Below are 23,568 nucleotides of genomic sequence, written 5' to 3' on the forward strand. Positions count from 1 at the left end.
AAAACTTAAAACTAACCCCACCCTAAAGGGCGAAGCTTGACATTCATATTGTCACCATGAAGAATTCGTAAGCAAGGGTGTGAAACCCATGAGGGGTAATGATAATTGTTTAATTTGCTTCACTGGAATTAACTTTATTTAATGCTCCCTAAAGCGGGTTGTGTGGCTAAACTCCTCTTATTAAGTGACTCAAGCAGATACAGTACTAGTAAGCTTGCTGATGAGTTAACCAGCATGGGGCATCAGGTTAAGTACGTGAATTTAAGTAATGAATCCCTCACCTTAAGTCTAGTTAATGAGTATGACTTAACCATACTAGTGTCCATGAACCCCTACACTGCATTATCAATAGCCTTAATTACTGAGAGGAGCATTAACTCAATCACAGGGATAATTAACGCCCTATCAGTAACTAAGCTACTTAAAGAGCAGGGATTAGACTACTTAATTGTTGCTGGGGACTCGGCCGTTAAGGCAGCGTTCGTAAGTGGGCCTTACTACTTCAACACTGCCTGGTCCCTTGGCTTAGGGGGCTTCGTGGATACTGTTGAGGGTGCCAGAAGCATTCTAGAGTATAGGCATTACTTGAAGAATCCCCTCGCCTCAGCATCAGTCCTAGTTAAACTCACGGGTGAGGAGTCTAAGGTGTTTGCGACGATTAAGCATAATAAGTATGGTGAATTACTGAGGAGGCTTAATCTTCAGTTCGCTGAGTTAACGGTAATCAACGGTACGGTTACTGAGGCTAACCCAACACCAGAGATACCGGTGGAGTATGTTAGGGAGGTTGCTCAGGTAGTGAGCGAGAATGCGGCGTGAATTGACGGTTAACGTTAAGGTAAGGACTAGTGACTGCGCAAGCATTGTTAAGGCTCTTAAAGTTGATGAAGTGGGGTTGCCTGAGGGGATTAGAACAAGTATTAATTGCGTTAATGGTGAAGTTAACTACATGGTATCTGCTGAGGTAACTAACCCTAGGGTTACTCTATCAGTCTGGAACACTATTGATGATTTCCTAAGGAACCTGAAGGCGGTTCTGCAGGTTTCGAAGGACTAGGAATTAATGCATTCACGCCACCCTACTTCACTAAGTGCCATTATCCTTAACCAGTTTGGTTAAAGAATTAAAACGCTTGTTAAGACGCTTAATAGGAGTATGCAAGGCTTCACATACGTTAAGGATGTAGCGAAGGTTGGGGAAGGGGGGTTAGTTAACGTGAGGGGTTGGGTGTACAGGAAAAGGGTGACTGGGGGTAAAATATTCATTGTGATCAGGGACTCAACGGGGATAATTCAAGCAGTGGTGAGTAAGGATAATGAGACTGCGTTTAAGAAGGCGGAGCAACTTAACATAGAGTCCTCACTAATAGTGACGGGCCATGTTAGGAAGGAGCCCAGGGCACCAGGTGGTTTTGAAATCCAGGTTACTGACATACCGTGGAGTTTCGTTGGTTGGCAATTCCCAATAAATGAGGATGCCGCTAAGGCTGACTCAGAATACCTACTGGACATGAGGCACCTGTGGGTTAGGAGTAGGAGGATGCAGGCAGTGTTGAAGATTAGGAGTACTGTGTTTGGGGCTATTCATGAGTGGTTTAGGAGTAATGGTTACTACGAGGTTCAAGCCCCAATGTTCATAACATCAGCGGTGGAGGGTGGTTCAACGCTTTTTGAGGTTAATTACTTCGGTGAGAAGGCGTACTTAACGCAGTCCTCCCAATTCTACCTGGAGGCTCTCATATTCTCACTGGAGAAGGTTTACACAATGGCCCCAAGCTTTAGGGCTGAGAAGTCGAGGACCCGTAGGCACTTGACCGAGTTCTGGCATGCTGAGGCTGAGGTTGCTTGGGCAGGCCTTGAGGACATGTTTAACGTTACAGAGGGCTTGATAAGCCACGTGGTTAAGAGGGTGCTTGAATCAAACCTAGAGGACCTGAGCCTACTGGGTAGAAGAACGGAGCCCCTTGAGAATGTTAAGCCCCCGTTCCCCAGGGTGCCTTATGATGAGGCTATCAGTATTCTTAATAAGAAGGGGTTTAACCTAAAGTGGGGGGATGATATTGGCGCCGATGAGGAGAGGGTGCTAACCCTCGAGTTTACTCAACCAATTCACCTCCACCACTTCCCTGAGAACGTTAAGGCGTTCTACCACAGGAATGATCCAAGTAAGCCTAACACAACCCTAAGTGTTGATGTTCTGGCACCGGAGGGTTATGGTGAAGTCGTGGGTGGTGGTGAACGTATATATGATTATGATGAGTTGATTAGTAAAATAAAGAGGTTCAACCTGAATCCCAATGATTACCAGTGGTACGTTGATTTAAGGAAGTACGGCTCAGTACCGCATGCCGGCTTCGGTCTAGGGGTTGATAGGCTAGTTATGTGGATTTGCGGTCTAGATCACATAAGGGATGCCTTACCCTTCCCAAGGGACATGAGGAGGCTTAAGCCCTAGATAACTGACGCTATGGCTATAAGCACCATGATTATTGATATTGATGAGAAGGTAACACCCATGAATGCCATAACCCTCCTCATCCTGGCTAACACTTCCTCATGCACGTATATTGATGTTGCAACATCAAGGAAGCTCTCCTTAACCACGAACACCGACGCAGTGAAGGTGGCTACATCCAGTATAGCTATACCAACAAGTTCATACACTAGCTTACTTGAGTACATTGCAGGCTCAAGCCTCATGAAGAGTTCATTTATGTCTAAGTAACTGTGCACCATAGCTATGGTCGAGAGGATAATGGACAGTAGGCTTAATCCAAGTACCACGTAAACAGGCTTTATGGACATTATACTCGGTAACTCATAATGATTTAAATAAATTACGTTACATTAGTCACAATGTTGCATCATCCTCACTGTTATTCATGAGAAGCGGCTTAAATTCCTCAAGCGGGTGTAGTATACGCTTGATTATCATTATACGTACTCAATTACAGTGATACTCATCATTAAGCCTGAAGTGTCTTGTTGCTCATGTAGTACCTGCACTTATCCCTAAGTGGGCAATTACTGCATAGTGGTTTCCTACTCCTGCATATTGCCCTACCGAAGGCTATTAAACCTAGGTGAACCATTAGGTACTCATTAGGCTTCATTAACTTAATCCAGAAGGCACTGACCCTCTCATAACCACCCATTATCCCCAGCCTGTGGCTAATCCTCATTATGTGGGTATCCACTGGGAAAACAGGCTTACCTAGGTTAAGTAGAACTACGTCAGCTGTTTTAGGTCCAACACCAGGTAGACTCATTAGTGTTTTCCTAGCCTCCTCAGTGTTCATGTTTCTAATGAACTCTAGTGAACCACCATACCTCTCATTAACCACGGTTGCTAATTCAATTAACCTACTCGCCCTCTGTCTAAAGGACCCAATAGGCCTCAGTATCTCCTCCAATTCACCCCTGCTTAGGTTTAAAATAGCATTGGGGGTTATTGATCCAATCCTTCCCTTAAGTCTTTCATAAACCCTAGTAGCCACCTTATCACTGGTGTTTTGCGTGAGCATTACTGCAACTAACCCCTCAAATACTGTTACATTATTCATGAAGACCCACCTACCTAGGAATTCCCTCTCATTCACCATAACTAGTGATAAGGCCTTAATAACATCATCCCTTGTTAAATCCGTCATCTGTTCAGCAGTCTTGGACCGCTTTTTAAAACATGCCTTCCTACTCAATAGTAGTTGCGTTAGATAACTCTAGAATTCAATTATTTTCTTGCCCTTACTCCTATATTCCTCAATAAGCTTAGTGGCTACATCCTCAGGTAACTTAATTGTGACTAAACTGGCCTTTGTCCTAGCCTTTAGCTTAACAACATTACCATTCTTCTTAACCCTAATCTCCACTGCATTATCAGCGTACCTCCTCCACAGGTCCACTAGGAAAACCTCCTTAGGCATGGGTTGGGGTTACCCCAGTGTTCTTTAATATTTTCTCCTCATAATGCTTGGAAGACAGATTGCAGTTATACTCATCATCCTTAAGGGGATCCCATTATTTAAGTCCTGGGGCCTCAGTATTAGAGTGAGGGTTCACTTCTCTTCTCATAACCCTTTAGCCACTTCTTTAAGTCTGGCGCTGCATTCACCAGTACCTTAGTGTACTCATCCCTTGGGTTACTTACTATTTCATTTATATCACCCTCCTCCACTATCCTCCCATCCTTAAGTATCACTACCCTGCCTTTACCCGACTTCAACAGTAGTATTCTAGCTAAGGCAATGTCGTGTGTTATGAAGACTAGGCTTAAGTTAACAACACGCATTAATTCGATGAAGGTATTTATGAAGCTTATCCTCAATGAGGAATCAATCATTGTAACCGGCTCATCAGCAACAATGAGCCTTGGATTAGAGGCCAATGACCTAGCTATTGCAATCCTTTGCCTTTGGCCACCTGACAATTGATGAGGGTACTTATTCATGTAGAATGATGGAGGGACTAAACCAACAAGCCTAAGTAACTCCTGAGCCCTAGCTGATGCATCAATCTTTGGGTTCCACCTCCTTATGGGTGCCATTAACTGTTCACCGATGGTTAATGAAGGGTCAAGGGAGGAGTATGGGTCCTGGGGAACCCATTGCACACTCCTCCTGAATTCCTCGAACTCCCTACCCTTCAGTGAGTAAATGTCCTTACCTCTAAATAAGGCGATGCCGCTGGTTGGCTTCTGGAGACCAAGAATAACCCTACCCATTGTTGTTTTACCCGCCCCACTTTCACCAACTACCGCAATTACGTCACCATCACTTATACTTAAGTTAACGTGGTCAAGGGCCTTAGTCACCCTCTTACCCAGTAAGCCAACCCTCTCAGTGAAGTAAACGCATACGTCCCTTAGTTCAATAAGGTATTCGTTACTTCTCATAGAGGTAACACCTCACTATCCTTCCATTAACATTATACTCAGGGGGTTTATCAGTTTTACACACATCCATTACGTATGGGCAACGGGGCCAAAATGGGCAACCTTGAATATCCTCAAGTGGGTTAGGTGGTTCACCTGGTATTGGCTTAACTTCATCGGCACTTGATGATAATGATGGTGTTGACTGAACCAACGCCTTAGTGTATGGGTGTTTTGGGTCAATTATAATATCCTCCATTGGCCCCACCTCCATGACCTCACCATTATACAGCACCACTACTGATGACGCTATTACAGGTATTATTGAAATATCGTGAGTTATGAAGATTATTGTTGTTCCAAACTTCTCGTTAATTGACTTAACTAGGTTAAGTATATCCATTTGAGTAACCACGTCTAAGGCGGCTGTGGGCTCATCCATTATCACTAACTCTGGGTTTAGGAACAACGCCAGGGCTATGGCTACCCTCTGCTTCATGCCGCCTGATAATTGATGAGGATAAAGGTTAAAGACCCTGGCTGGGTTGAGTTTAGTGAATTCAAGGATTTCACTAGCCCTCTTCAAAACCTCATTTTCATCAGTAATGCCGTGTGCCTTAGCGGTATCAATGAAATGATCCCTAATCCTCATGGTCGGGTTAAATATGTTTTGGCTTGCCTGGGGAACCATAGATATCTTAACCCACCTATACTTGGAGTTGAACTCATGTTCACTAAGCGACAGTAGGTCAACGTCGTTAAAGTATATGTTACCGCTCTTAATTATTGCTGGCGGCTTAAGCATACGCATTATGGCTAAGGCAAGCGTTGACTTCCCGGACCCACTTTCCCCAACAATTCCAGCAATATCACCCTTATTAACATTAACACTAACCCCCTTAAGGGCCTTAATGGCGATTTTCAAGTCAGGTAACCTATACTCCACGTTAAGGTTCCTGATGCTTAATAATGTCATACTGCAATCAGGAGAACGATTACTTCACTATTAAAACTTTTCTCAAAATAGCATTAGGTGGGTAAAAGTAGTTTTAGGCTAATGCTCATTATTAAACAGTAGATTATATAGTTCAAGCGGTTTTACTACGTAGGTACTGCCCCCATAGGTTATGCTTACTTCACTACCGTTGAAGCCCACGTCAGCCTTAAAGGGTATGATGATGCCCCACATGTTTAACTCACCTACACTATGGTCCTCATAATAGGCGTAAACAGTCCTAGTACTATGCCCCCTCCACCCATATGTTACTTCAGGGGTTTTAGGTAAGACAATAATGTAATCAGTGCGCCCTGTGGTTAACGCCATGCTGTTCCTCTTCATGTAGACTACATTACCCATGCAGTGTATGTTCCACCTGAATTCACCAACCCCACTAATCTTATCCAGAATCACGTAAATTAACTTACCCAATGCAACCACACCCCTCCTATGATTAACACCCGGATATGTGTTAGCCTCAAAAACCGCGTAGACATCGTCACCATTAACCCAATACTTCACTAACCTTCCCCTAGTCTCCAATTGATCCTTATCCCCCAGGGTTACGGTATTGTGGGCTATGCTCCTCCTACTCCATTTCCAGTGAAGGTCAGAGTAGTATCCACCCGACCCTGCGTCTACAATGAGTGGTTCACCATTTGAGTGGAGTTCGAAGCTTAACTTATCTGGGTGACCATGCCAAGCACCGTGGGGGCCATAGTCAAGGATGAAGTAGGTTGCATTGTATTCATCACTACTCCTCACTATGAATCTACCTGAATCATCCAATACAGTGACCTGCTCATGCCTCGGCTCAATGGGGGATTTAACTAAGCTATAACCATCAATTAAGGCTAACGCGCTCAACAATGACGTTGGCCTTGAGCCTAATTCCATAAGCCTTAAACCAACCTTAAGAAGCACAGGATCATTATACCTAACACCACTTATTATGAATGGGTCCGGGTTAGGCACATCATCGCCGCTATCCTCAAGGGCAGGCATCCTATAGCGTGGGTCAAGTACGTTCCAAAGCCAGTATACCGCCTTCCTAATCACTGGTTCCCCATTCCTAGCAACCGAGTATAGGTCAATCCCACTCAGCCTAAGTAACTCAGCCCCCCAGGTAACTATGTTTAATACTGCATTATGGTACCCCGCCGACTCCTCAAGCCAACCACCATCATTAAGGAAGTAATTCAACGTACTCCTAAACACCGACTCAGCCTTAATTAAACCCAGCCTAGAGTTATTGAAGTTGAATTTACTTGAAATCGCCAGTAGGGCTAATGCCTCAGTTAACTCCCAGTTGCCGGCCCAGGCATTGGTTAACTTAATTAATTCACCCTGAGCCCACCTGAACATTAACTTTAGCCTAGTTTTCAATTCCTCGGGAAGCTCATCCTCAATTAGGTCATAGGCTAAGGTTAATTGAAGTAAGCCAGCTGAGCCAGCCCCACCGTGAATACCATTAAACCAGTGAATCAACTCACCCCTCTCGTACGCGGAGGCAACCATTTCCAAGCCCCTTAAGGCATCACTTATGGGTGAACCTAGGAATACGTGGCTTGAGGCTGACTTAAGGATCATGTCGGCTAGGGCTGATGTAACGTAACCGTTCCTGGTGGCTTTACTTAAGTCAAGGAATATTGCTGGGTAAACCTTAACATCACTGCTTAAATACTCCTTAAGCACCTTAACAGCCTCTTCAGGTAATTGCCTCTCCTTAATTAGCCTGCGGGATGTTGAGAAGTCCTCAGCGGCCAACTCATATATGGGCATGGAGGCTAACTTATCATCATAGAATCCCTCAACTTCATCACTCCAATCATTAATATGATTCACCAACCCAGGGTTCCTACCCCCTAATGCGTTAACGGCTGCTGCGTAATCTGGGTTAATTGAGAAGGCCCTTGAAACAACCTTACCATTAACGTTAAACTCCAGGTAGGGTATTGAGTATAAGGTATCCTCCATGCTCCACGTAACGGGCTCGGTGGTGAACCTTACTGTTGATGCGCTGCCTGGCTTAAGATTAATAACATTGCCCTCCAGGGTTAACCCAAGTTTAAACTCCCCAACCCTAACCCTATCAACATCGTAACCCCTCCTACCTAGGGTTGGCATTGACTTAACTAGCTTAACGTAACCATTGACATTAAGTCCCCCACTTATTGACAATGAGTAGATGCTTAATGAACCATTAATACTATCCCCTGGCTTAACAACACTAGGTGAGTTAACCTCAATTATTAAGTCATCATCAGCGTAATCAACCCTACTTAGGCCGTTAAACAACGTTAACTCGTACGTTAAGGATGATTCACCCTTACCGTTAGCTACAAGGTTGAGTTCAACGTTGAAGAATTGATCCTCGACAACACCATAACAGGGTGATAGGCACTTAACCAGTAGACCAACGCGCCTACTCTCATTAATGAAGGCTATCCATTCAAGCTCCGGAAAATACCTATCATTGTATGAGTGTTTACTGAACCTGAAGCCTGAGACTGGTGGTTTAAGGCCCACTGAGGAGAAGCTGTTTGGTGGTTCAGTGAAGCCGAATTTAACGAAGTACCTGCAATTATACATTGCACCCAATGCCTCCCCCCAATAGCCACCGTTACCACAGGCTACGTGAAGTAATTCCCTAACCCTATTCACTCCAGTAGCCTTGATTGTAATCAAAGCGCCCTGCCTCATTAACTTAACCTCCTTAACCAAAGCCTTACCCCCCTCCTCAACCTTCAGGGTTACCGAGTCATTGCTTAAATCAACCACGCTCCTCTTACCCTTAATGAACGGCTCAATTTCAAGAATCCCCATGCCCGGCTCCATGAGCTCCAGCTCCGGTTTCCTGGCTAGTAGGTGCTGGGTATTACTACGCTTATCAAGTAGTTCAGTTATTGTGCCTGAAGCCTCATGAATAATTAACCTAATGTTATCGTTCTCCAGGGTTATCATACTTACCCTTAATCCTCAAGGCTATTAAATGTTGTTAAGTATTCTTAAGTAAGCCCTACACTAATGTTCACGGAATATTTTAATAGGGGGCTAGGTTAAGAGGGCGTATGGGTACATTACGCTACATTGCCGACATTTGGAAGAAGCCGTATGAGGACCCATTGAGGCAGGTGATTAAGGCTAGGTTAATTAAGTGGCGTAGGGAACCAGCCATAGTTAGGGTTGAGAAGCCCACTAGGATTGATAAGGCTAGGAAGTATGGGTATAAGGCTAAGCAGGGGGTTGTGGTTGTTAGGGTTAGGGTGAGGAGGGGCCCATTCAATAGGCGTAGGCCTAATACGGGTAGGAGACCTAAGAGGATGGGGGTCTACGGTGTAGCGTTATCAACAAACCTACAGGTGGTTGCTGAACAGAGGGCGGCTAGGAGGTTCAGTAACCTGGAGGTCCTTGGGTCATACTGGGTTGGTGAGGACGCCATTTACAAGTGGTTTGAGGTGGTTATGGTTGATCCAAACCACCCAGCGATTAGGAATGACCCAGACTACGCTAGGGTAGTTGGTAGGGAGTATAGGGAGGGGAGGAGGATTAGGAGAATTAGGGAGAGGCAGAGGAAGCTTCTTGAGAAGCTGAGGAGCCAAAGTAGCCAGGGCAGTGGCTCAAGTCAATGATCGTTAACGTATTAACGTGTGAATAATATTTTTAACCCACCCACGTTAAGGTTGCAAGTGAGTAGAGTAAGCGTGAAGTTTGGCACTGATGGCGTTAGGGGTATTATTGGTGAATCAATAACTGACCTAGTCATTGCGGTGATAGCTGAGGCAACGTTAAGGTACTGGTACAGGAAGTACGGTGTATCAAGGGTTCTTGTGAGCCATGACACGAGACGCATGTCGAGGGATTTCGCAATGATAATAGCCTCAGTGGCTAAGGGGCATGGGGTTGACGTTAACGTGGTCTCCTCACCTACACCCACCCCTGTTGTTTCATGGGCTATATTAAAGTATAAGTATGACTTAGCCTTCCAAGTGACCGCAAGCCATAATCCACCAATGTATAATGGCGTTAAGGTAATAGGGGGTGATGGTGCGCCGGCAAAGCCTGAGGATACTGATGGGATAGAGGGGGTGATTAATAGTGAGTATGATGATGTCTTAAGGAGTGTTAAGAATATTGAATACACGCAAATACCAACAGTTAACGTGAGGGATGATTACGTGGACTACTTAGTTTCATGGTTCTCAAGTAGGTTTAAACCGAGGAGGCTTAAGGTGCTTGTTGACCCAATACATGGGGCTGCGGTTGGGTATACTGTTAACGTACTGAGGAAGCTTGGGTTTGATGCAGTGGAGATTAATAGTGAGCAGGACCCTGACTTCAAAGGTAAGCTACCTAACCCTGAGTATGATCAGGTTAAGGATGATGTTGACGCGGTTCTAAACGGTAAGTATGACATGGCTATAGCGCATGATGGCGACAGCGATAGGGTAGCTATGGTTGTTAAGGGTTTAGGTTACCTGGATGCGAACAGGATATTCCCGGTTTTCCTAAGGGCACTGTGGGGAATGGGGATGGTTAAGAAGGGGGTAGCGAGGACTGTTGCCACAACGCACCTAATAGATGACATTGCCCTTGACCTCAACATTAAAGTCACTGAAACACCAGTTGGCATAAAGTATATTGTTAATGCGATCAATATGGGTGAGGCCGACATGGGTGGTGAGGAAAGTGGTGGATTAGCGTACTCCTGGCACATACCTGAGAAGGACGGCATCTACAGTGGGGTAATGGGAGCCTGCATAGAGGGTTCCAGTGGAGTTTCAAGTATTTATAGGGAATTAACCAGTAGGTTCGGTGAACGTTACTTCAGGAGGATTGACTTAAAGGCTAATGATGCTAAGGCCCTCGTCAATAGGATTAAGCCTGAGTTAAGGAGGCAGCTTGCGTCAATGGGTGACTTAGCGAGGTTCGTGGAGATTGATGGATTTAAGGCTGTTTACAAGGATAAATCATGGGTATTAATAAGGGGTAGTGGTACCGAACCATCAATCAGGGTTTACTCCGAGGCGCTTAGTATGAGTAGGGTTAATGAACTACTGGGTTCGGTAGAGGCGCTCATTAATAGGTTAATCACTGGTTAATTACCGTAGATGCTCTTGAAAACCGAAGCCGATATTAATCTACTAACCCTCAGGGGTTCAGGTCTCCTCCCATCCCTCTGGAACTTGGTTATAAGAACCTTCACCTCACCGTAGCTTAAACCCCTATACCTAACCCAGACTGGGCCATACTTAGTGTTAACTAAGGCTGGTTCACCTATCCTACTCAGTATGCTTAACCTTTCCTCGTAATCCTTAAACAATTTAACTATCGCAGCCCTTGGGTTACCTCTACTCCTACTGAAGGCTACGCATAATGCAGGTAAGCCTAATTCACTGTGGAGCCTATCTATGTCAATAATGTTGTAGAAGGATACTATGCACCCGTCAATCATTATGGCGTGCACGTCAGGTCTACTTAACTCCCTAAACATGCCTATTATTGAATCAGTAACATCCAGGCCACCCACCGTGGAGAATGAGTTAACTACCCCATCAATTATGAAGTCGCTCCTCATCACAACCCCAGTTAACACTGACTTAGGGTGCGTTAACTTGAAGCTCTCCGCTATACCGAGGACCCTAATCGCCCTCTTGCTTATTAATGACCCATGCCCCATTAAGCCGACACCTGCCTCTTAAGGAATCCCAGTAGCTCATCCACGCTGCTGAAGTACTCGTGAACGTACTCGAATGGGTTTTCCGCAATATCACCATCCTCAGGGGGCCAGTAGACGTAGACGGGTTTACCCATGTTAACCGCTATGGTTACTTCAGAGAACACCCCCCTACTTAACGTACCACCGTACCTGGGCCTATAGGCCACAACCATGTCTGACTGCTCAATGTACCTGAAATCCCTCCTCATAACTTGATCCTGGATTAAACTCCTCCTTGTTACTGGATTCCTTGAGGATACTTCAGCAACCTCATCCTCCTTAAGCCTAATTGGGTAGTCGCAGTCATCATTATCCGTAGGCCACCTATCCTCCTTATTAATGATGGCTCCACGCCCATTTAACCAATTCCTCTCTATTATTAACTCATCAATTGTGGTTGGTTCGAAAAGCACAACCACGTTCCTAAGCATCTTTGCGAATTCATTAATCTCACCGACAGCCTTACTGTTACTCCTCACGTGGCTTATTGGGTGGGATAAGTAAGCCTTAGGAAGCTTAGTGAATATTATCTTGTAGAAGGTTTCCACAGGGTGCTTAATGGCCATGACGTAGTTCCTCACCCCAAGGACTGTGGCTAACATGTCCGCCATCATTATCTCCACTGTTCTCCACACGAACACGTCCCTTAACCTAATGTATACTCCATGCCTCTCCTTAGACTCCCTACTAGTTATCCTATTCCACACTGAGTAGGCGTCGTCAATGAGCGTTAGGATCATGTCGAACTTAAACTCCTTAAGTGCATTAGCGTCAACAAGGCTCCAGTACGTGTTGTGCCTAAAGTAGGTTAAATGCATGCTGATTACAACATGATCAGGCTGCTCCTTATCGATACGGCCTAGAATCTGGTTAACGGTCTCATACCACTTATTCCTCTGCTTCTCAAGGTAACTATCAAGGAAGTAGGGCATTGATTCGGACAGCATTGAGTCGAAGTCTAGGGATAAGACTTTACCAACCCTATTACCCGTGTAGTTGCTTAATGCGTTAATCCACTTATGCTTATCTAATCCACTATGACCAGCAACTAAAACCCTTACCATACCTCACTGGAATTTTTAATCCATTATTTTTAAAGCATTCCTGCAGTAAACCAGGCGGCATTAGGTTAGGTGAGTTAATGCTTAATTACCTTAACATTAAGGTATAGTAATGGGCAGTGACCTAGGTTACGTTAATGAGTATAGGGCTACCGTAATGAGGATAATTGATGAGGTCCTAAAGGACCAGTGGAGCAGCATCAAGTCGGCGGCAAACCTATGCGTTGACTCACTGAGTAAGGGTGGGTTAATTTACGTTTTCGGTACAGGCCACTCAATGTTAATGGTGCTTGAAGTATTCTATAGATCAGGGGGGTTAGCGCCCATTTACCCCATACTTGACCCAGACCTACTTGGGTTAAACGGAATGTCACTTTCAAGTAGCCTTGAGAGATTACCAGGCTACGCAGCTAATTTACTCAATGCCCAAAGAATAGTCCCAAACTCAGTAATGATAATAGTGTCTAATTCAGGCAAGAACGCTGCACCAGTTGAGATGGCTTACGAGGCTAAGAGGAGGGGGTTAAGGGTTATTGCCTTAACCTCCGTTGAGTACTCTAAGAGCCTTCAACCTGATAACCCACTTGGTAAGAGACTGTTCGAGATGGCTGACGTCACTATTGATAATAAGGTGCCACCTGGGGAGGCTGGGTTGGAAATTGAGGGTGTTAGGGTTGCCGCAGTGTCGACAATAATAAACGCATTCATACTGCATAGCCTTGAATTAACAATAATGAGTGAATTAAGGAGGAGGGGTATTGAGCCTGAGGTTTGGGTTAGCGTTAACGTACCAGGTGGTAGGGAACGTAATGAATCCCTGCTAAGTAAGTATAGGCAAGTGGTGAAGTACCTTTAATCACCATGGTGGTGATTAAATGAGTGTTGTTAGGAGTGGGTTGCAGGTATTCTTTGATGACGGGTACGTGAGTGATTTTAAAGGTAAGAGGGTGGGTGTGGTTACTAACCATAGTGGGTACTACCCAGGTAGGGGGCATTTAATAGACCTTTTAATTGAAAGTGGCGTTAACGTTGAGGCAATATTCACACCAGAGCATGGGTTAAGGGGCCTTATACCAGCAGGTGAATCCTATAGTGATGAATCCTACAGGGGTATTCCAGTGTATAGTCTCTATGGACCTAGGCGTAAACCGCCCGTGGACATCATTAGGGAGCTTAATACCGTGATATACAGTATTCAGGATGTGGGCGTTAGATTCTACACCTACATATCAACGCTCTTCTACACTATTGAAGCGGCCGGTGAGGCTGGTGTTAAGGTCATTGTGCTCGATAACCCTAACCCATTAACTGGTTCAATAATTGAGGGCCCAATCCTTGAACCAACTTTAAGATCCTTCATAGGTATTTGGAGCATACCAATCAGGTATGGTTTAACCGCAGGTGAATTAGCTAGGTTGTTTAACGATGAGGCTAACCTTAAGGCTGAGGTTGAGGTGATTAGGCTTAATGGCTGGAGGAGGCGAATGTGGTTTGATGAAACCGGCTTACCGTGGGTAAAGCCATCCCCGGCAATAGTTGATTTAAACAGTGCATTAATGTACCCAGGCATTGGCTTATTCGAAGGCACTAACGTTAATGAGGGTAGGGGGACTAGTAAACCCTTTAGGGTGATTGGGGCACCGTGGCTTAACAACGTTAAGCTAATTGATGAAGCATCCTCACTGGGGTTGAGGGACGTGGAATTAATGCCCATTGAATATAAGCCAATGGGAACTGGGGTTAAGTATAACGGTGAGGAGTGCAGGGGGGTTGAATTAATTGTGAGGAATAGGGAATCATTAAGGCCTGTTAAACTAGCACTCACTTTAATTCACCTAATAAGCCGAATCCACCCTGGGGAATTTAAGTTCCTTGAACATAATGGCGCATACCACTTCGATTACCTAGTGGGTAATAGGGGCGTTAGGGAGAGGTTAATGAATGGGAACCTTGATGAGGCATTAAGCATTGTTGATGATGGCGTTAGCGAGTATGTTAGGGGCATTGGAGGCTACTTGCTGTATGATTAACGCCTATTTTTAACCTAAACTACGTCTAATAACGTTAATTACATCATCCTGGTTAACCGGATTACTGAAGACACCCTGCGCAAACGTACCACTGCCACCACCCTTCCCCCCTAGTTCATTCAACGCCTTAGCTACATCAATGGCCTTAACCTTACCGTTAGTGTACACTTGGTACTCCTTACCGTGGATTAGTATTAGTACGTCCCCAGGGTATTTACTGGCTAATTCCTGCAGGTAATCCTTAACCCAGTAATCCTCAGGATACACTGCAACCTTGAATCCACCTACGGTAATCATGGACTTCACTATGTTAGCTAAATCAGCCTCAATAGCCTTCCTAGTCAATAACCTACTCCTCTCCTCAACTTCATTAAGCCCCTTAAGTAGCCTATCCACTGCCTTATCCACATCATCCCTACCCACCTTCAGCCTACTGGCCACTGAATCAAGCGTACCCTCCAGACTCCTAACATAGTCAAGGGTGTACTTGCCTGTGGTGAAGATGAACCTAACCACACCCTCCTGTATCTTATCAACCCTAACGATCTTAATTAAACCCACCTTACTTGTCCTATCCAGGTGTGTTCCCCCGCATGCCTCAACATCGTAGGCGTCATCACCCTCACCCACCTTAACAATCCTCACTTTACCGCCCGGTACTACACCACCCTGGTATATTATGAAGCCGTACTTAGCCTCAGCCTCATTCCTAGGCATTAACTCAGCCTTAATTGGTATATCGCTCAGGACCACTTCATTGGCTAATTCCTCAATCCTCCTAACCTCATCCTGGGTTGGCAACCTGTAGTGGGTTACGTCAAGCCTACTTAATGGTATATCCTTCTGCGCACCCGCCTGCCAAACATGCTTACCTAAAACCCTCCTTATGCTTTGAAGAAGTATGTGGGTGCCCGTGTGCATCCTCATTAACCCAAGCCTCCTTTCAGAATCAACCCTCATCTCCACTACATCACCCACCCCTGGGGCTGGGCCTTCAATGACGTGTATTATCACTGGCCCAACCCTCTGCACGTCAATAACCTTAGCCTCAACACCATTAAACCTTAACACCCCCCTATCCGCCGGTTGACCCCCACCCTCAGGGTAGAATATTGTTGAGTCCAGTACAATGTACTTACCCTTAATTACCTTCAGCACCTTAGCCTTACCCTCAAACATGTAGGTGTTCTCGTAGAATAATTCCCTAGTGGGCGGTAGGTCTATTACATCATCTGCAGTTACCTCAATTCCCCCACCCTCCTCACCCTTAGTTGGCTTCTGATGCCTAGCAGCCAGCATTTCATAGAAGTTATCCGGGACATTAACCCTCACCCCCTTCTTAGCAGCCTCATCCCTAACAACCTCAGGCGGTATACCGTGGGAGTCGTATAGGTTTATGAGGTCGTTAATGGTTAATTCACCCTTAACCCTACTTATCAATTTAGGTAGTTGACTTATCGCTGACTTATACTTATTCTCCTCTAACTCAACTAAGTCAAGTATAAGCTGCATGCTTTCCTTTAACTCGGGGTAATCATTAATGAGGTAGCTTAGGTGCGTACTGAAGATTTCCGTTAATGGTACTTGAGCATCAATAACATGCATGTACTTCAGCATCCTCCTAATGAGTAACCTAGCCAAGTAACCAACGCCTGAGTTTGATGGTATAACCCCATCATTTATCATCCAGGAGACCGTCCTTGAATGATCAGCAAGCACGTACAGCGCCTCCTGTGGTTTAATGAAGTTAATTAACTCTGTTGAATCAACCCCTATCCTCCTAGCCACCTCAACGTAAGCCTTATCGAGGGCTAGAACCTCAGGGTCAAGTTGACCCATGTGTATTGCCAGGGACGCAAGCATCTTCTCATCAGGCTTAGGTAAGCCGAGGAGTTGCCTAGCCTTATTTAGGAACCTCTCGAAAACAGCCTCATAGATTGTTGGCTTACCTGTTAAAACCCAGTAAATCCTCTCAAGGCCGTAACCAGTGTCAACTATCCTAATGGGCATTTCCCTATACTCATCACCAACCACCCTATAGTGCATGAAGACTAACGTCGCTAACTCAAGCCCCCTAACCAGTACCTCGAAGGATTCCCCAGCATTACCCCCACCCTCCCATATGTTCTCCTTATAAGTCACCTCATCATCCCTAAACCCCAACTCCTTCGTGAAGAATTCGTGAGCGTACTCCACGGTCTCGTTAATCCAGTAAATGTCCCTACCAGGGAAGTTGAAGGCGTGGTGAGCCATCATTTCAAACCCAGTTAAGTGCCTCCCACTCCTACCAACCTTATCAACGTCAGTGAGCCTTATGCTTGGTTGAGATATTGTAAGTGGATTAGCGGGAGGAGGCACTATGCCCTCGGTGACCCAGGGTTGAAAATCGTATATTGATGCACCCACCAGGTAGACGTCATTCCTCCACCTGGCAACCACAGGATACCTAGTAACCCTAGTGTGCCCCCTCTTCTCGAAGAATGATAGGAAACGCTCCCTAACATCCTTAACAGACTCCGGCCTATAAGTACCCGGTGGATTACCTATGAAGCCGTAGGGTGTGCAGGGTTGGTCACCGCAGTTATCTTGACTTGGGTTAAGGGTCCAGTAGTAGTGACCACAGTATGGGCACCTACCCCTCCTAAACTTCATGTTTACGAACATCCTAGTTCTAAGCAGGCTTTCATTAAGTATAGGCACTCTACTTAGCCTTAGTGGGGTTTAATTACTCTTTTGCAGCTTCCCCAAGCCTCGTTTTCATTAACCATGGTTAAGCGTAGGAGCTTACTGATATATCCCCCGTTAATTCGTTTTAAGGGTTAGCGTTTTTAATTCCGCGGCTTAAACCAATAAGTATGCGTAGGAGGGGTGCCGTGGGGTTCCTGGTTACCACATTACCGTACAGGGTTAAGGTGTATTCGAATTTTCAGGTTCTAATCCCAGCTAGCCTAGTTAGGGCTCTTGATATAGTTAACTTAAGGTACGTTAACATTACGTTTAGGTTTAAGGACGCCACTGGGACTATTGAAGGCGCTAGGTTACTTAGAACTAGGCATACTGACTCAAGGCAATTCACAATACCTAAGGAGCTTAGGGAAAGGTATGGCATAAGGCCTGGGGATTACATTGAGATAATATCCATTAAACCCCTTTAACAGCCTAGTGGTAATTCTATGAGGTTAATAGGATTAGGGGTGGCTAAGGAAATAGTTGATTAAACCTAAAGCATTAGTGATTAAAGTCAGTTGAAACGCCGTGTTATCATTTACTCATTGTAACTCTGATTCATCACTTGGGATTGTTAAGTACCCCCTTTAATAAGCATTACGTTGATGCAATAAAGGCTCCACTTCCCCTTAAGGGCTTAGTGCTGACTCCGGGAGTTTAATTGAACCAGGCTTGTAAATGCAAGCGGGGTCCTCGGCTAATGGGTCCCCGTACTCCGCATACGCCCTAGCCCTAGAGCCCCCGCATATGAAGCGGAATTCACATGAACCACACCTACCCCCATACTCCCCCCTCCTTATCCTTAACAGTATTGGGTTCTCCCTATATATCTTAACTAAATCCCCCTCCTTAACGTTACCTAGTTTAATCGGTAGGAAGCCGCTTGGTGACACGTCACCGTTGTAAGCCACGAATATTATCCCATCCCCATCCCTAGTCCTTGCAACAGTAGGCTTCTTAACCAGCTTAGGTGGCTCACTCCCCATTACTTTAACTAAGCCTTCGTATAGTTGAGTGTATAATGGGCCGCTGGTTGGCTTCAGGTTAATTTCATTACTTTCAAAGGCGTACCTATGTAGTATAATCCTCCTAAAGAATGGGGCTTCAACGGTCCTTACTGTGAAGCCGTACTTCGATACGTCGTAGAGTACGTTAACTACGTCCTCCGTTTCCTCAGGTGTTAATGCCTCAAGTTCAGTACCCCTACCCACGTGTATTAGGAAGAATACTTCCCAGGTGTAGACGTTAAGGTCCTTAAGCACCTTAACTATTAACGGTAATTCATGCACGTTAAGCTTCATGAACGTTGTGTTAACTTGAACCTTAACCCCAGCCTTAAGTAGCCTTGATATTGCCTTCAACGTTAATTCAAAAACCCCATCCTTATTCCTAATGTAGTCGTGAGTAATCGGTGATGCGCCATCAAGGCTCACTGAAACTGAGCTCACGCCCCTTAACTCCCCTACCACGTCATCGTCAAGCAGCCTCTCTGAGACTGTTGGTGATACGGCAACCGGCACGTTTAATGACTTAGCGTAGTCAATTAACTCAAAAATGTCCCCCCTCATTAATGGGTCACCGCCAGTCAATATTAATACTGGGGTTGGCTTACCGAAGCCTGTTAATTGTTCAATAAGCCTCTTACCCTCATCAGTGGTTAACTCACCAGGCAGGGGCTTTAATATTGCATTAGCCCTACAGTGCCTGCAGCTTAATGGACACGCCTTAGTGGTCTCCCAGAACACTAGGAGGGGCCTTTGGGAATAATCCAACGGCATGCTTAATGCCCAGCACTGAACGCGTATAATCATTTCGCGCCTCACCTCCTCCTCATCCCAGGGGCTTATTGTTCATTTCCCTGAATTAACCATTAAAGGCGTATAGCCCCTTAGCCTGAATTAATCTCTTCAATGTTAGGCCACGTGTTGATTAATCCTTATTTAATGCGAGCTTAGCCTCATTAATGGCCCCATCTATTGTGTAAACCCTAGAAACCCTATGAGGTATGTTAAGCCTACTCAACTCCCTAGATGTGGTGGGGCCTATTGCGATAATTAAGGCTTGCCTTAAATTAACCAGGATGCTGCCGACTTCACGTGCGACCCTTGGGCTTGTGATAACTAGGGCGTAGGGGGATCCCGACTCCTCCTTTTCATTAATCAGGGCTTTAAGTTTACTTAACTCATCATTAATGGCGCTAAGCCTATATAATCCAATCTCAGTAACGATACCACCCAGTTCACTGAATTGACTATTACCGTACTCCATTGACCTAATCACCAGTATGCTCCCATTAAAGCCCCTGAGTAGGTTCAGTAGGCCTAGGCTTGAGTACTCGCTTGGCGTCACGCATTCACTATTGAATAGGCTCCTCACTGCTGCAGCAGTGGATGGGCCGACCGCCATGCATTTAACCCAGCATGGATCCTTAACAACACTGTAAGTGTACTCAACGGCCACTGTACTCATGAAGACTACGATGTCCCATTTTCTTGAGCATAATTCCCTTAACCTCCTTAATGCGTCGTTATCGGGAATGGGCTTAAGCACAGGAACCTCAATAACACCCTCCCCCCTAATGCCCTCCTCACCCTTAGCCCTAATCACTATTATTGGTTCCTGCATTACCGCTAAGTGACGTTAATGCTTAAAAGCGTATGCACTAACGGCTATTTGATCAACATGAATAGGTGGGTTGCAGTAGCACTAATGATCTTAATGTCAACGTTACCGGTGTTGAACGCGCAGGCCACGAATCAATCATACAATTACCTAGGGGCAGGGTTAGCTTTTGGCTTAGCGGCAGGTGGTGCAGGGATTGGTATGGGTATTGCCGGGGCTGCTATAGCTTCAGCGTCTATTGAGAAGAGGGACCTCTTAATATTCTTCCTGGTGCTTGCCTTCGTGGAGACCATAGCCCTCTACGGCTTTGTGGCTCTAATACTGCTTAGGTAAGGTTAAAGCCCTTCATTTGTAAAAAACCATTTTTTCATTATTAGTGAAATCAGTGCGTGGAACTGTAATCATCAATTTCTTTACCGTCCCCGTCTCATCATTAGGAGAACCGCACCACCCGCGCGGCAGGCCGCCCTTAGGAAAGGGGCTGGGGCTATTGACTTAATTCCCCCAGTGCTTATAAGCGTTTCCTCACATGTCTCATAAAGGTTTATTAGTGGGCATCCCACTGATGAATTATGGAGAGGAGGTTAAGGATGCCTCCTAGGATTAAGGTCCTGGAGGCCCTCTCTGCGATTGCCGATGGGAGGGTTAGGAGGGAGGGGGATCATTACGTTATAGTGTCTAGTGATGGTTCAAGGAGCTACACCGTGTATGTTGATGAGGGTAAGGGGCTTGTTTACAGTAATGATAATGGGACAGTCTACAGGGGTTACGTGGGTTACCCAATAATGGCCGTACTCATGATGCTTGGCCTACTGAGCTTCAATAAGGAGCTTAGTGAGGGTTTAAGGGGGGTTCCCTGGAGGGAATTGAATGAGAAGTACAAGAACTACAGTATGGTTATGGACGTGATAAGGAGGAGGGTTGGTGAGGATAAGTGGCCGCTTTACGAGAAGTTCATTGACGAGGTCCTGGGTGAATTAAGGAAGCTTAACCTAAGGCTAATGGATAAGCACTAGGCCTCATTAACCCCCCACTCAGTCAATAATTCCCTCAACCTGAATTCACTAAGGCACTGGCCCTGGGGATTAACCATAGCCTCAACTGCGCAGTCTAGGTAATTCATGAAGGTTCCCGCGTCACCCTTAACCGCACCCTCATTAACCATACTATTCCAGTGGTTAACAAAGGCCCTGAACCTATCCTTAGCAGCCCTAGACTTAACAGCGTACTCAGCCTCCTTGGCTAAGTCAACAATGGGGCCATTACCAACCCCTGGGCAGTAGCCTATTGCCTTATCGTATAGTTCAAAGTACAGTGTGTCCCCGCTCCAATGGTATATGAAGGGGTAGAACCTGCAGGTGAGGGGCTTGTACTCGTTTATTGAGCATACCATTTCACCACCCCTCCATTCGTTGAAGATGCATGAGCCGTCAATCCTCTTCCTGAGGACAAGGTAATACTGCCCATCCCTAAGCCTTATCCTCGGCGCCTGCCAGTCCCCAGCAACATTAGCATTGTAGAGGGCTGTTACGCTACTTGGCTTAAGCTTACTGTTAACCAGTATTGCAGCCAAGTCATCTAGAGTCACGGTTATCCAATACCTCCTGCAGCATTCACCGCAGAGCGTGCATTTGAACCTTACCTTAGGCTGTACGTAGTTTACCATAATTCACTTAACCATGAAGTACCTTAAGCAGCCATTACCCTGCCTCTTACCAATAACTAAAACACCATCCTCACTGGCGTTCAGCACGTAATCCTCCCCCTCCCCTCCAGTGCATTGAACACCAAGGAGCATTAGGGAAGGCCCCTCCTCAGAGACCGCTGACTTCAACCTAGTGGCTAAGGCCTTAATAGGCTCCATTAGGCTTAAACTAAGGGGTAGGTCAACACCCACTGAGCCCTCATCAATCTCAACAACCTCAGCAGGCTCAAGGCCGAAGGACTCGTTGAAGGATTTAACCAGGTCACTGTGGCTCTCCCTAAAGTCCCTACACGCCTTGGCAGCCTCCTTAACTAAACCCTCCCCATCAACCTTAACCTCACTGGTCAATGACCCAGGCTTAACGATAACCCTCCTAGCGCAGTAAAGCTTCAAGTCACCCACATTACCAGTCTCAGTGAACCCAGAAACAAAGTACAAAGCCCCCTCCTCAACACCAGGCCCCTCCCCCTGGTAACTCACAGCCTCCTGAGAAGGCATACAGAGTAAACCCAGGCTAACCGTAAACGGATACGTAGACTCATCCCCAGGGTTAAGCCCAATAAACCTCATCAATGAGCCAAGAGACTCATTACCAGTCCCCTTAGACTGAGAACAAACAGACTCAAGAACAATCAACCCACCCTCACTTAAATCCACATAACCAGTATCAAACCCATACGTATCCCTAAATAAAGCAAAGGCACTCGACAAATCCCTCACAATACCCTGAAAAGAACCCCTAGCCTCCTCGTTAACAATCCTAAGAAGATCCTCCACAAGTTTAACCTTACCCTCCCTATCATCTTGTTCCCCCATTACTACCACGCAACTAACCAACCCACCCTTATAAATGTTTACAACAAGCATAAATCAGACAAAAGCCCCCGATCACCACTCACCCCTCTCGAACCACATCACCAAACAGGAAACCAAAAAATAAAAATTTAAACCATCAACTCCCCTGAACCTGCTGCGCATAAAGCACCCTACGCCTATAATTACGCCAATTCCTCAACCTAGGAACAGGACTCCTCCTAGGCCTAGCAGGAATCTTAGGCGTCTGACTCCTCACTTTGCCTGCCTTAGTTAATGACCCATGCGATGGCGTGTCAAATCACTCTAAGGAGTTTGTTGGATAGGGTTTATAAATTTTACTAGATGGCTAAAAGTTTAACTGTTTACATAAGGTTCTTAAAATAGTTCAACAGGATAAACGTTATGACTTCGTATGATTCATTAATAAAAGACTTCAATAATTTAGTAGTAGAATTAGAGAAACTAAATTCAGTACTAGGGAATCTAAGGGATTTAATAATTAGACACTGGAATGAGCTTAAGGGTGAGACTTACGTTAAGGAGTCCTTGGGCATGAGACATTATACGTTCCCAACAAACGTTAAACTTAACGTGCTTTTAAACGAGAAGTTGCCTCATGAATACGCATTACCACTATTGGCGGGTTTTGGGATAAGTGACCTACATGTAGGATCCCTATTAAGTACATCCACCCCTGACCTAAAGTTAATAAGCTCCATGCTTTACGTCATCGGCAGCTTAATGAACTCCAGAAACATTATTGCATACTTTCAACCAACAGCGGTTATACGCTTTAACGGTGAATTATCTATATATTACCACATGGCCCTAAGAGGCAATGATGAGGTTAAGAAATTGATAATTAATGAATTAAAGATTAAATCATTGCCATTAAGCAATGTTCCTGAATACTTAAGGCAATGGTTAAACGGCTCATTAAGTGAAGGTGATTTAAGTAAGAGGTTAAAGAAGCAATTAAGAATTATTTACTATATGGTTAATGGCTTTATAACGAGGGATT

The 23,568-nt window shown here is 45.3% G+C and carries 24 protein-coding genes and 1 pseudogene; 11 read left to right on the forward strand and 14 right to left on the reverse strand.

Annotated elements, in window-relative coordinates:
- The first annotated feature begins 162 nt into the window (after window positions 1-162).
- From Q0C29_RS00195 to asnS, 3 genes are all read left to right on the forward strand, one after another.
- Window positions 163-819 carry a hypothetical protein gene (locus Q0C29_RS00195; RefSeq protein ID WP_291998647.1) on the forward strand — a complete coding sequence of 219 codons (657 nt, stop codon included), beginning with the start codon at window positions 163-165 and terminating at the stop codon, window positions 817-819.
- On the forward strand, window positions 809-1,057 hold the full coding sequence (locus Q0C29_RS00200) for a KEOPS complex subunit Pcc1 (protein WP_291998648.1): 249 nt from the start codon (window positions 809-811) through the stop codon (window positions 1,055-1,057). The genes Q0C29_RS00195 and Q0C29_RS00200 overlap by 11 nt, the downstream gene beginning before the upstream one ends.
- A 99-nt stretch (window positions 1,058-1,156) precedes the next feature.
- Window positions 1,157-2,455, forward strand: coding sequence for an asparagine--tRNA ligase (gene asnS, locus Q0C29_RS00205; protein WP_291998649.1), 1,299 nt, complete (start codon window positions 1,157-1,159; stop codon window positions 2,453-2,455).
- Here asnS and Q0C29_RS00210 read toward each other — a convergent pair.
- From Q0C29_RS00210 to Q0C29_RS00235, 6 genes are all read right to left on the reverse strand, one after another.
- Window positions 2,452-2,805 (reverse strand): hypothetical protein, encoded by a 354-nt coding sequence (locus Q0C29_RS00210; protein WP_291998650.1) that lies wholly within the window; start codon window positions 2,803-2,805, stop codon window positions 2,452-2,454. The genes asnS and Q0C29_RS00210 overlap by 4 nt on opposite strands.
- Before the next feature lie 161 nt (window positions 2,806-2,966).
- The gene (gene nth / locus Q0C29_RS00215; RefSeq protein WP_291998651.1) at window positions 2,967-3,650 is read right to left on the reverse strand and encodes an endonuclease III; all 684 of its coding nucleotides are present in this window, start codon (window positions 3,648-3,650) and stop codon (window positions 2,967-2,969) included.
- Window positions 3,651-3,719: 69 nt separating this feature from the next.
- Complete coding sequence (locus Q0C29_RS00220) at window positions 3,720-3,923, reverse strand: 50S ribosomal protein L38e (protein WP_291998652.1); 204 nt, start codon at window positions 3,921-3,923, stop codon at window positions 3,720-3,722.
- 119 nt (window positions 3,924-4,042) lie between these two features.
- The gene (locus Q0C29_RS00225; RefSeq protein ID WP_291998653.1) at window positions 4,043-4,891 is read right to left on the reverse strand and encodes an ABC transporter ATP-binding protein; all 849 of its coding nucleotides are present in this window, start codon (window positions 4,889-4,891) and stop codon (window positions 4,043-4,045) included.
- On the reverse strand, window positions 4,881-5,846 hold the full coding sequence (locus tag Q0C29_RS00230) for an ABC transporter ATP-binding protein (RefSeq protein ID WP_291998654.1): 966 nt from the start codon (window positions 5,844-5,846) through the stop codon (window positions 4,881-4,883). Before Q0C29_RS00230 ends, Q0C29_RS00225 begins: the two co-directional genes overlap by 11 nt.
- A 78-nt stretch (window positions 5,847-5,924) precedes the next feature.
- Window positions 5,925-8,831, reverse strand: coding sequence for a heparinase II/III family protein (locus Q0C29_RS00235; protein WP_291998655.1), 2,907 nt, complete (start codon window positions 8,829-8,831; stop codon window positions 5,925-5,927).
- 107 nt (window positions 8,832-8,938) lie between these two features.
- On the opposite strand from Q0C29_RS00235, the gene Q0C29_RS00240 reads away from it, so the two are divergent.
- Both Q0C29_RS00240 and Q0C29_RS00245 read left to right on the forward strand, forming a co-directional pair.
- Window positions 8,939-9,499, forward strand: coding sequence for a 50S ribosomal protein L15e (locus Q0C29_RS00240; RefSeq protein ID WP_291998656.1), 561 nt, complete (start codon window positions 8,939-8,941; stop codon window positions 9,497-9,499).
- Between the two features lie 57 nt (window positions 9,500-9,556).
- Window positions 9,557-10,969: a phosphoglucomutase/phosphomannomutase family protein gene (locus Q0C29_RS00245; RefSeq protein WP_291998657.1), complete on the forward strand. Its 1,413-nt coding sequence runs from the start codon at window positions 9,557-9,559 to the stop codon at window positions 10,967-10,969.
- On the opposite strand, the gene Q0C29_RS00250 is transcribed toward Q0C29_RS00245, so the two are convergent.
- Window positions 10,966-11,547: a DUF99 family protein gene (locus Q0C29_RS00250; protein ID WP_291998658.1), complete on the reverse strand. Its 582-nt coding sequence runs from the start codon at window positions 11,545-11,547 to the stop codon at window positions 10,966-10,968. The two genes, Q0C29_RS00245 and Q0C29_RS00250, sit on opposite strands and share 4 nt — an antisense overlap.
- Entirely contained in the window at window positions 11,547-12,650 is a 1,104-nt protein-coding gene (locus Q0C29_RS00255) for a hypothetical protein (RefSeq protein ID WP_291998659.1), read from the reverse strand. The genes Q0C29_RS00250 and Q0C29_RS00255 overlap by 1 nt, the downstream gene beginning before the upstream one ends.
- A 109-nt stretch (window positions 12,651-12,759) precedes the next feature.
- Here Q0C29_RS00255 and Q0C29_RS00260 point away from each other — a divergent pair, with 109 nt between their 5' ends.
- Entirely contained in the window at window positions 12,760-13,503 is a 744-nt protein-coding gene (locus Q0C29_RS00260) for an SIS domain-containing protein (protein ID WP_291998660.1), read from the forward strand.
- 19 nt (window positions 13,504-13,522) lie between these two features.
- Entirely contained in the window at window positions 13,523-14,677 is a 1,155-nt protein-coding gene (locus Q0C29_RS00265) for a DUF1343 domain-containing protein (RefSeq protein WP_291998661.1), read from the forward strand.
- Window positions 14,678-14,686: 9 nt separating this feature from the next.
- On the opposite strand, the gene alaS is transcribed toward Q0C29_RS00265, so the two are convergent.
- Entirely contained in the window at window positions 14,687-17,341 is a 2,655-nt protein-coding gene (gene alaS, locus Q0C29_RS00270) for an alanine--tRNA ligase (protein ID WP_291998672.1), read from the reverse strand.
- A gap of 191 nt (window positions 17,342-17,532) precedes the next feature.
- Here alaS and Q0C29_RS00275 point away from each other — a divergent pair, with 191 nt between their 5' ends.
- Window positions 17,533-17,832: an AbrB/MazE/SpoVT family DNA-binding domain-containing protein gene (locus tag Q0C29_RS00275; protein WP_291998662.1), complete on the forward strand. Its 300-nt coding sequence runs from the start codon at window positions 17,533-17,535 to the stop codon at window positions 17,830-17,832.
- Window positions 17,833-18,033: 201 nt separating this feature from the next.
- Here Q0C29_RS00275 and Q0C29_RS00280 read toward each other — a convergent pair whose 3' ends face one another.
- Window positions 18,034-19,215 carry a TIGR04053 family radical SAM/SPASM domain-containing protein gene (locus tag Q0C29_RS00280; RefSeq protein WP_291998663.1) on the reverse strand — a complete coding sequence of 394 codons (1,182 nt, stop codon included), beginning with the start codon at window positions 19,213-19,215 and terminating at the stop codon, window positions 18,034-18,036.
- A gap of 118 nt (window positions 19,216-19,333) precedes the next feature.
- Entirely contained in the window at window positions 19,334-20,029 is a 696-nt protein-coding gene (locus tag Q0C29_RS00285; protein ID WP_291998664.1) for a uroporphyrinogen-III synthase, read from the reverse strand.
- Window positions 20,030-20,047: 18 nt separating this feature from the next.
- Here Q0C29_RS00285 and Q0C29_RS00290 point away from each other — a divergent pair, with 18 nt between their 5' ends.
- Both Q0C29_RS00290 and Q0C29_RS00295 read left to right on the forward strand, forming a co-directional pair.
- Entirely contained in the window at window positions 20,048-20,359 is a 312-nt protein-coding gene (locus Q0C29_RS00290; protein WP_291998665.1) for an ATPase, read from the forward strand.
- Between the two features lie 239 nt (window positions 20,360-20,598).
- Window positions 20,599-21,042, forward strand: a complete 444-nt coding sequence (locus tag Q0C29_RS00295; RefSeq protein WP_291998666.1) for a hypothetical protein — start codon at window positions 20,599-20,601, stop codon at window positions 21,040-21,042.
- Here Q0C29_RS00295 and Q0C29_RS00300 read toward each other — a convergent pair.
- The 3 genes and pseudogenes from Q0C29_RS00300 to Q0C29_RS00310 form a co-directional block, all read right to left on the reverse strand.
- The gene (locus tag Q0C29_RS00300) at window positions 21,039-21,692 is read right to left on the reverse strand and encodes a YkgJ family cysteine cluster protein (protein WP_291998667.1); all 654 of its coding nucleotides are present in this window, start codon (window positions 21,690-21,692) and stop codon (window positions 21,039-21,041) included. The two genes, Q0C29_RS00295 and Q0C29_RS00300, sit on opposite strands and share 4 nt — an antisense overlap.
- A gap of 3 nt (window positions 21,693-21,695) precedes the next feature.
- Window positions 21,696-22,547 (reverse strand): hypothetical protein, encoded by an 852-nt coding sequence (locus Q0C29_RS00305; RefSeq protein WP_291998668.1) that lies wholly within the window; start codon window positions 22,545-22,547, stop codon window positions 21,696-21,698.
- Window positions 22,548-22,683: 136 nt separating this feature from the next.
- Window positions 22,684-22,836: pseudogene (locus tag Q0C29_RS00310) on the reverse strand (30S ribosomal protein S30e); the annotation flags it as partial.
- A 113-nt stretch (window positions 22,837-22,949) separates the two neighbouring features.
- On the opposite strand from Q0C29_RS00310, the gene Q0C29_RS00315 reads away from it, so the two are divergent.
- On the forward strand, window positions 22,950-23,568 hold a 619-nt coding region (locus tag Q0C29_RS00315), incomplete at its 3' end, for a hypothetical protein (protein ID WP_291998669.1).

This window comes from Caldivirga sp. (assembly GCF_023256255.1).
Lineage (GTDB): Archaea > Thermoproteota > Thermoprotei > Thermoproteales > Thermocladiaceae > Caldivirga.

What these genes read in the sequence shown, in the direction of transcription:
- Q0C29_RS00225 (WP_291998653.1), bottom strand. Translation starts at nt 4,891, where the DNA reads ATGAGAAGTAACGAATACCTTATTGAACTAAGGGACGTATGCGTTTAC.
- Q0C29_RS00240 (WP_291998656.1), top strand. Translation starts at nt 8,939, where the DNA reads ATGGGTACATTACGCTACATTGCCGACATTTGGAAGAAGCCGTATGAG.
- asnS (WP_291998649.1), top strand. Translation starts at nt 1,157, where the DNA reads ATGCAAGGCTTCACATACGTTAAGGATGTAGCGAAGGTTGGGGAAGGG.
- Q0C29_RS00290 (WP_291998665.1), top strand. Translation starts at nt 20,048, where the DNA reads ATGCTTAAAAGCGTATGCACTAACGGCTATTTGATCAACATGAATAGG.
- alaS (WP_291998672.1), bottom strand. Translation starts at nt 17,341, where the DNA reads ATGTTCGTAAACATGAAGTTTAGGAGGGGTAGGTGCCCATACTGTGGT.
- Q0C29_RS00255 (WP_291998659.1), bottom strand. Translation starts at nt 12,650, where the DNA reads ATGGTAAGGGTTTTAGTTGCTGGTCATAGTGGATTAGATAAGCATAAG.
- Q0C29_RS00305 (WP_291998668.1), bottom strand. Translation starts at nt 22,547, where the DNA reads ATGGGGGAACAAGATGATAGGGAGGGTAAGGTTAAACTTGTGGAGGAT.
- Q0C29_RS00295 (WP_291998666.1), top strand. Translation starts at nt 20,599, where the DNA reads ATGGAGAGGAGGTTAAGGATGCCTCCTAGGATTAAGGTCCTGGAGGCC.
- Q0C29_RS00230 (WP_291998654.1), bottom strand. Translation starts at nt 5,846, where the DNA reads ATGACATTATTAAGCATCAGGAACCTTAACGTGGAGTATAGGTTACCT.
- Q0C29_RS00210 (WP_291998650.1), bottom strand. Translation starts at nt 2,805, where the DNA reads ATGTCCATAAAGCCTGTTTACGTGGTACTTGGATTAAGCCTACTGTCC.
- Q0C29_RS00235 (WP_291998655.1), bottom strand. Translation starts at nt 8,831, where the DNA reads ATGATAACCCTGGAGAACGATAACATTAGGTTAATTATTCATGAGGCT.
- Q0C29_RS00275 (WP_291998662.1), top strand. Translation starts at nt 17,533, where the DNA reads ATGCGTAGGAGGGGTGCCGTGGGGTTCCTGGTTACCACATTACCGTAC.
- Q0C29_RS00220 (WP_291998652.1), bottom strand. Translation starts at nt 3,923, where the DNA reads ATGCCTAAGGAGGTTTTCCTAGTGGACCTGTGGAGGAGGTACGCTGAT.
- Q0C29_RS00260 (WP_291998660.1), top strand. Translation starts at nt 12,760, where the DNA reads ATGGGCAGTGACCTAGGTTACGTTAATGAGTATAGGGCTACCGTAATG.
- Q0C29_RS00285 (WP_291998664.1), bottom strand. Translation starts at nt 20,029, where the DNA reads ATGCAGGAACCAATAATAGTGATTAGGGCTAAGGGTGAGGAGGGCATT.
- Q0C29_RS00300 (WP_291998667.1), bottom strand. Translation starts at nt 21,692, where the DNA reads ATGGTAAACTACGTACAGCCTAAGGTAAGGTTCAAATGCACGCTCTGC.
- Q0C29_RS00265 (WP_291998661.1), top strand. Translation starts at nt 13,523, where the DNA reads ATGAGTGTTGTTAGGAGTGGGTTGCAGGTATTCTTTGATGACGGGTAC.
- Q0C29_RS00250 (WP_291998658.1), bottom strand. Translation starts at nt 11,547, where the DNA reads ATGGGGCATGGGTCATTAATAAGCAAGAGGGCGATTAGGGTCCTCGGT.
- Q0C29_RS00280 (WP_291998663.1), bottom strand. Translation starts at nt 19,215, where the DNA reads ATGATTATACGCGTTCAGTGCTGGGCATTAAGCATGCCGTTGGATTAT.
- Q0C29_RS00200 (WP_291998648.1), top strand. Translation starts at nt 809, where the DNA reads ATGCGGCGTGAATTGACGGTTAACGTTAAGGTAAGGACTAGTGACTGC.
- nth (WP_291998651.1), bottom strand. Translation starts at nt 3,650, where the DNA reads ATGACGGATTTAACAAGGGATGATGTTATTAAGGCCTTATCACTAGTT.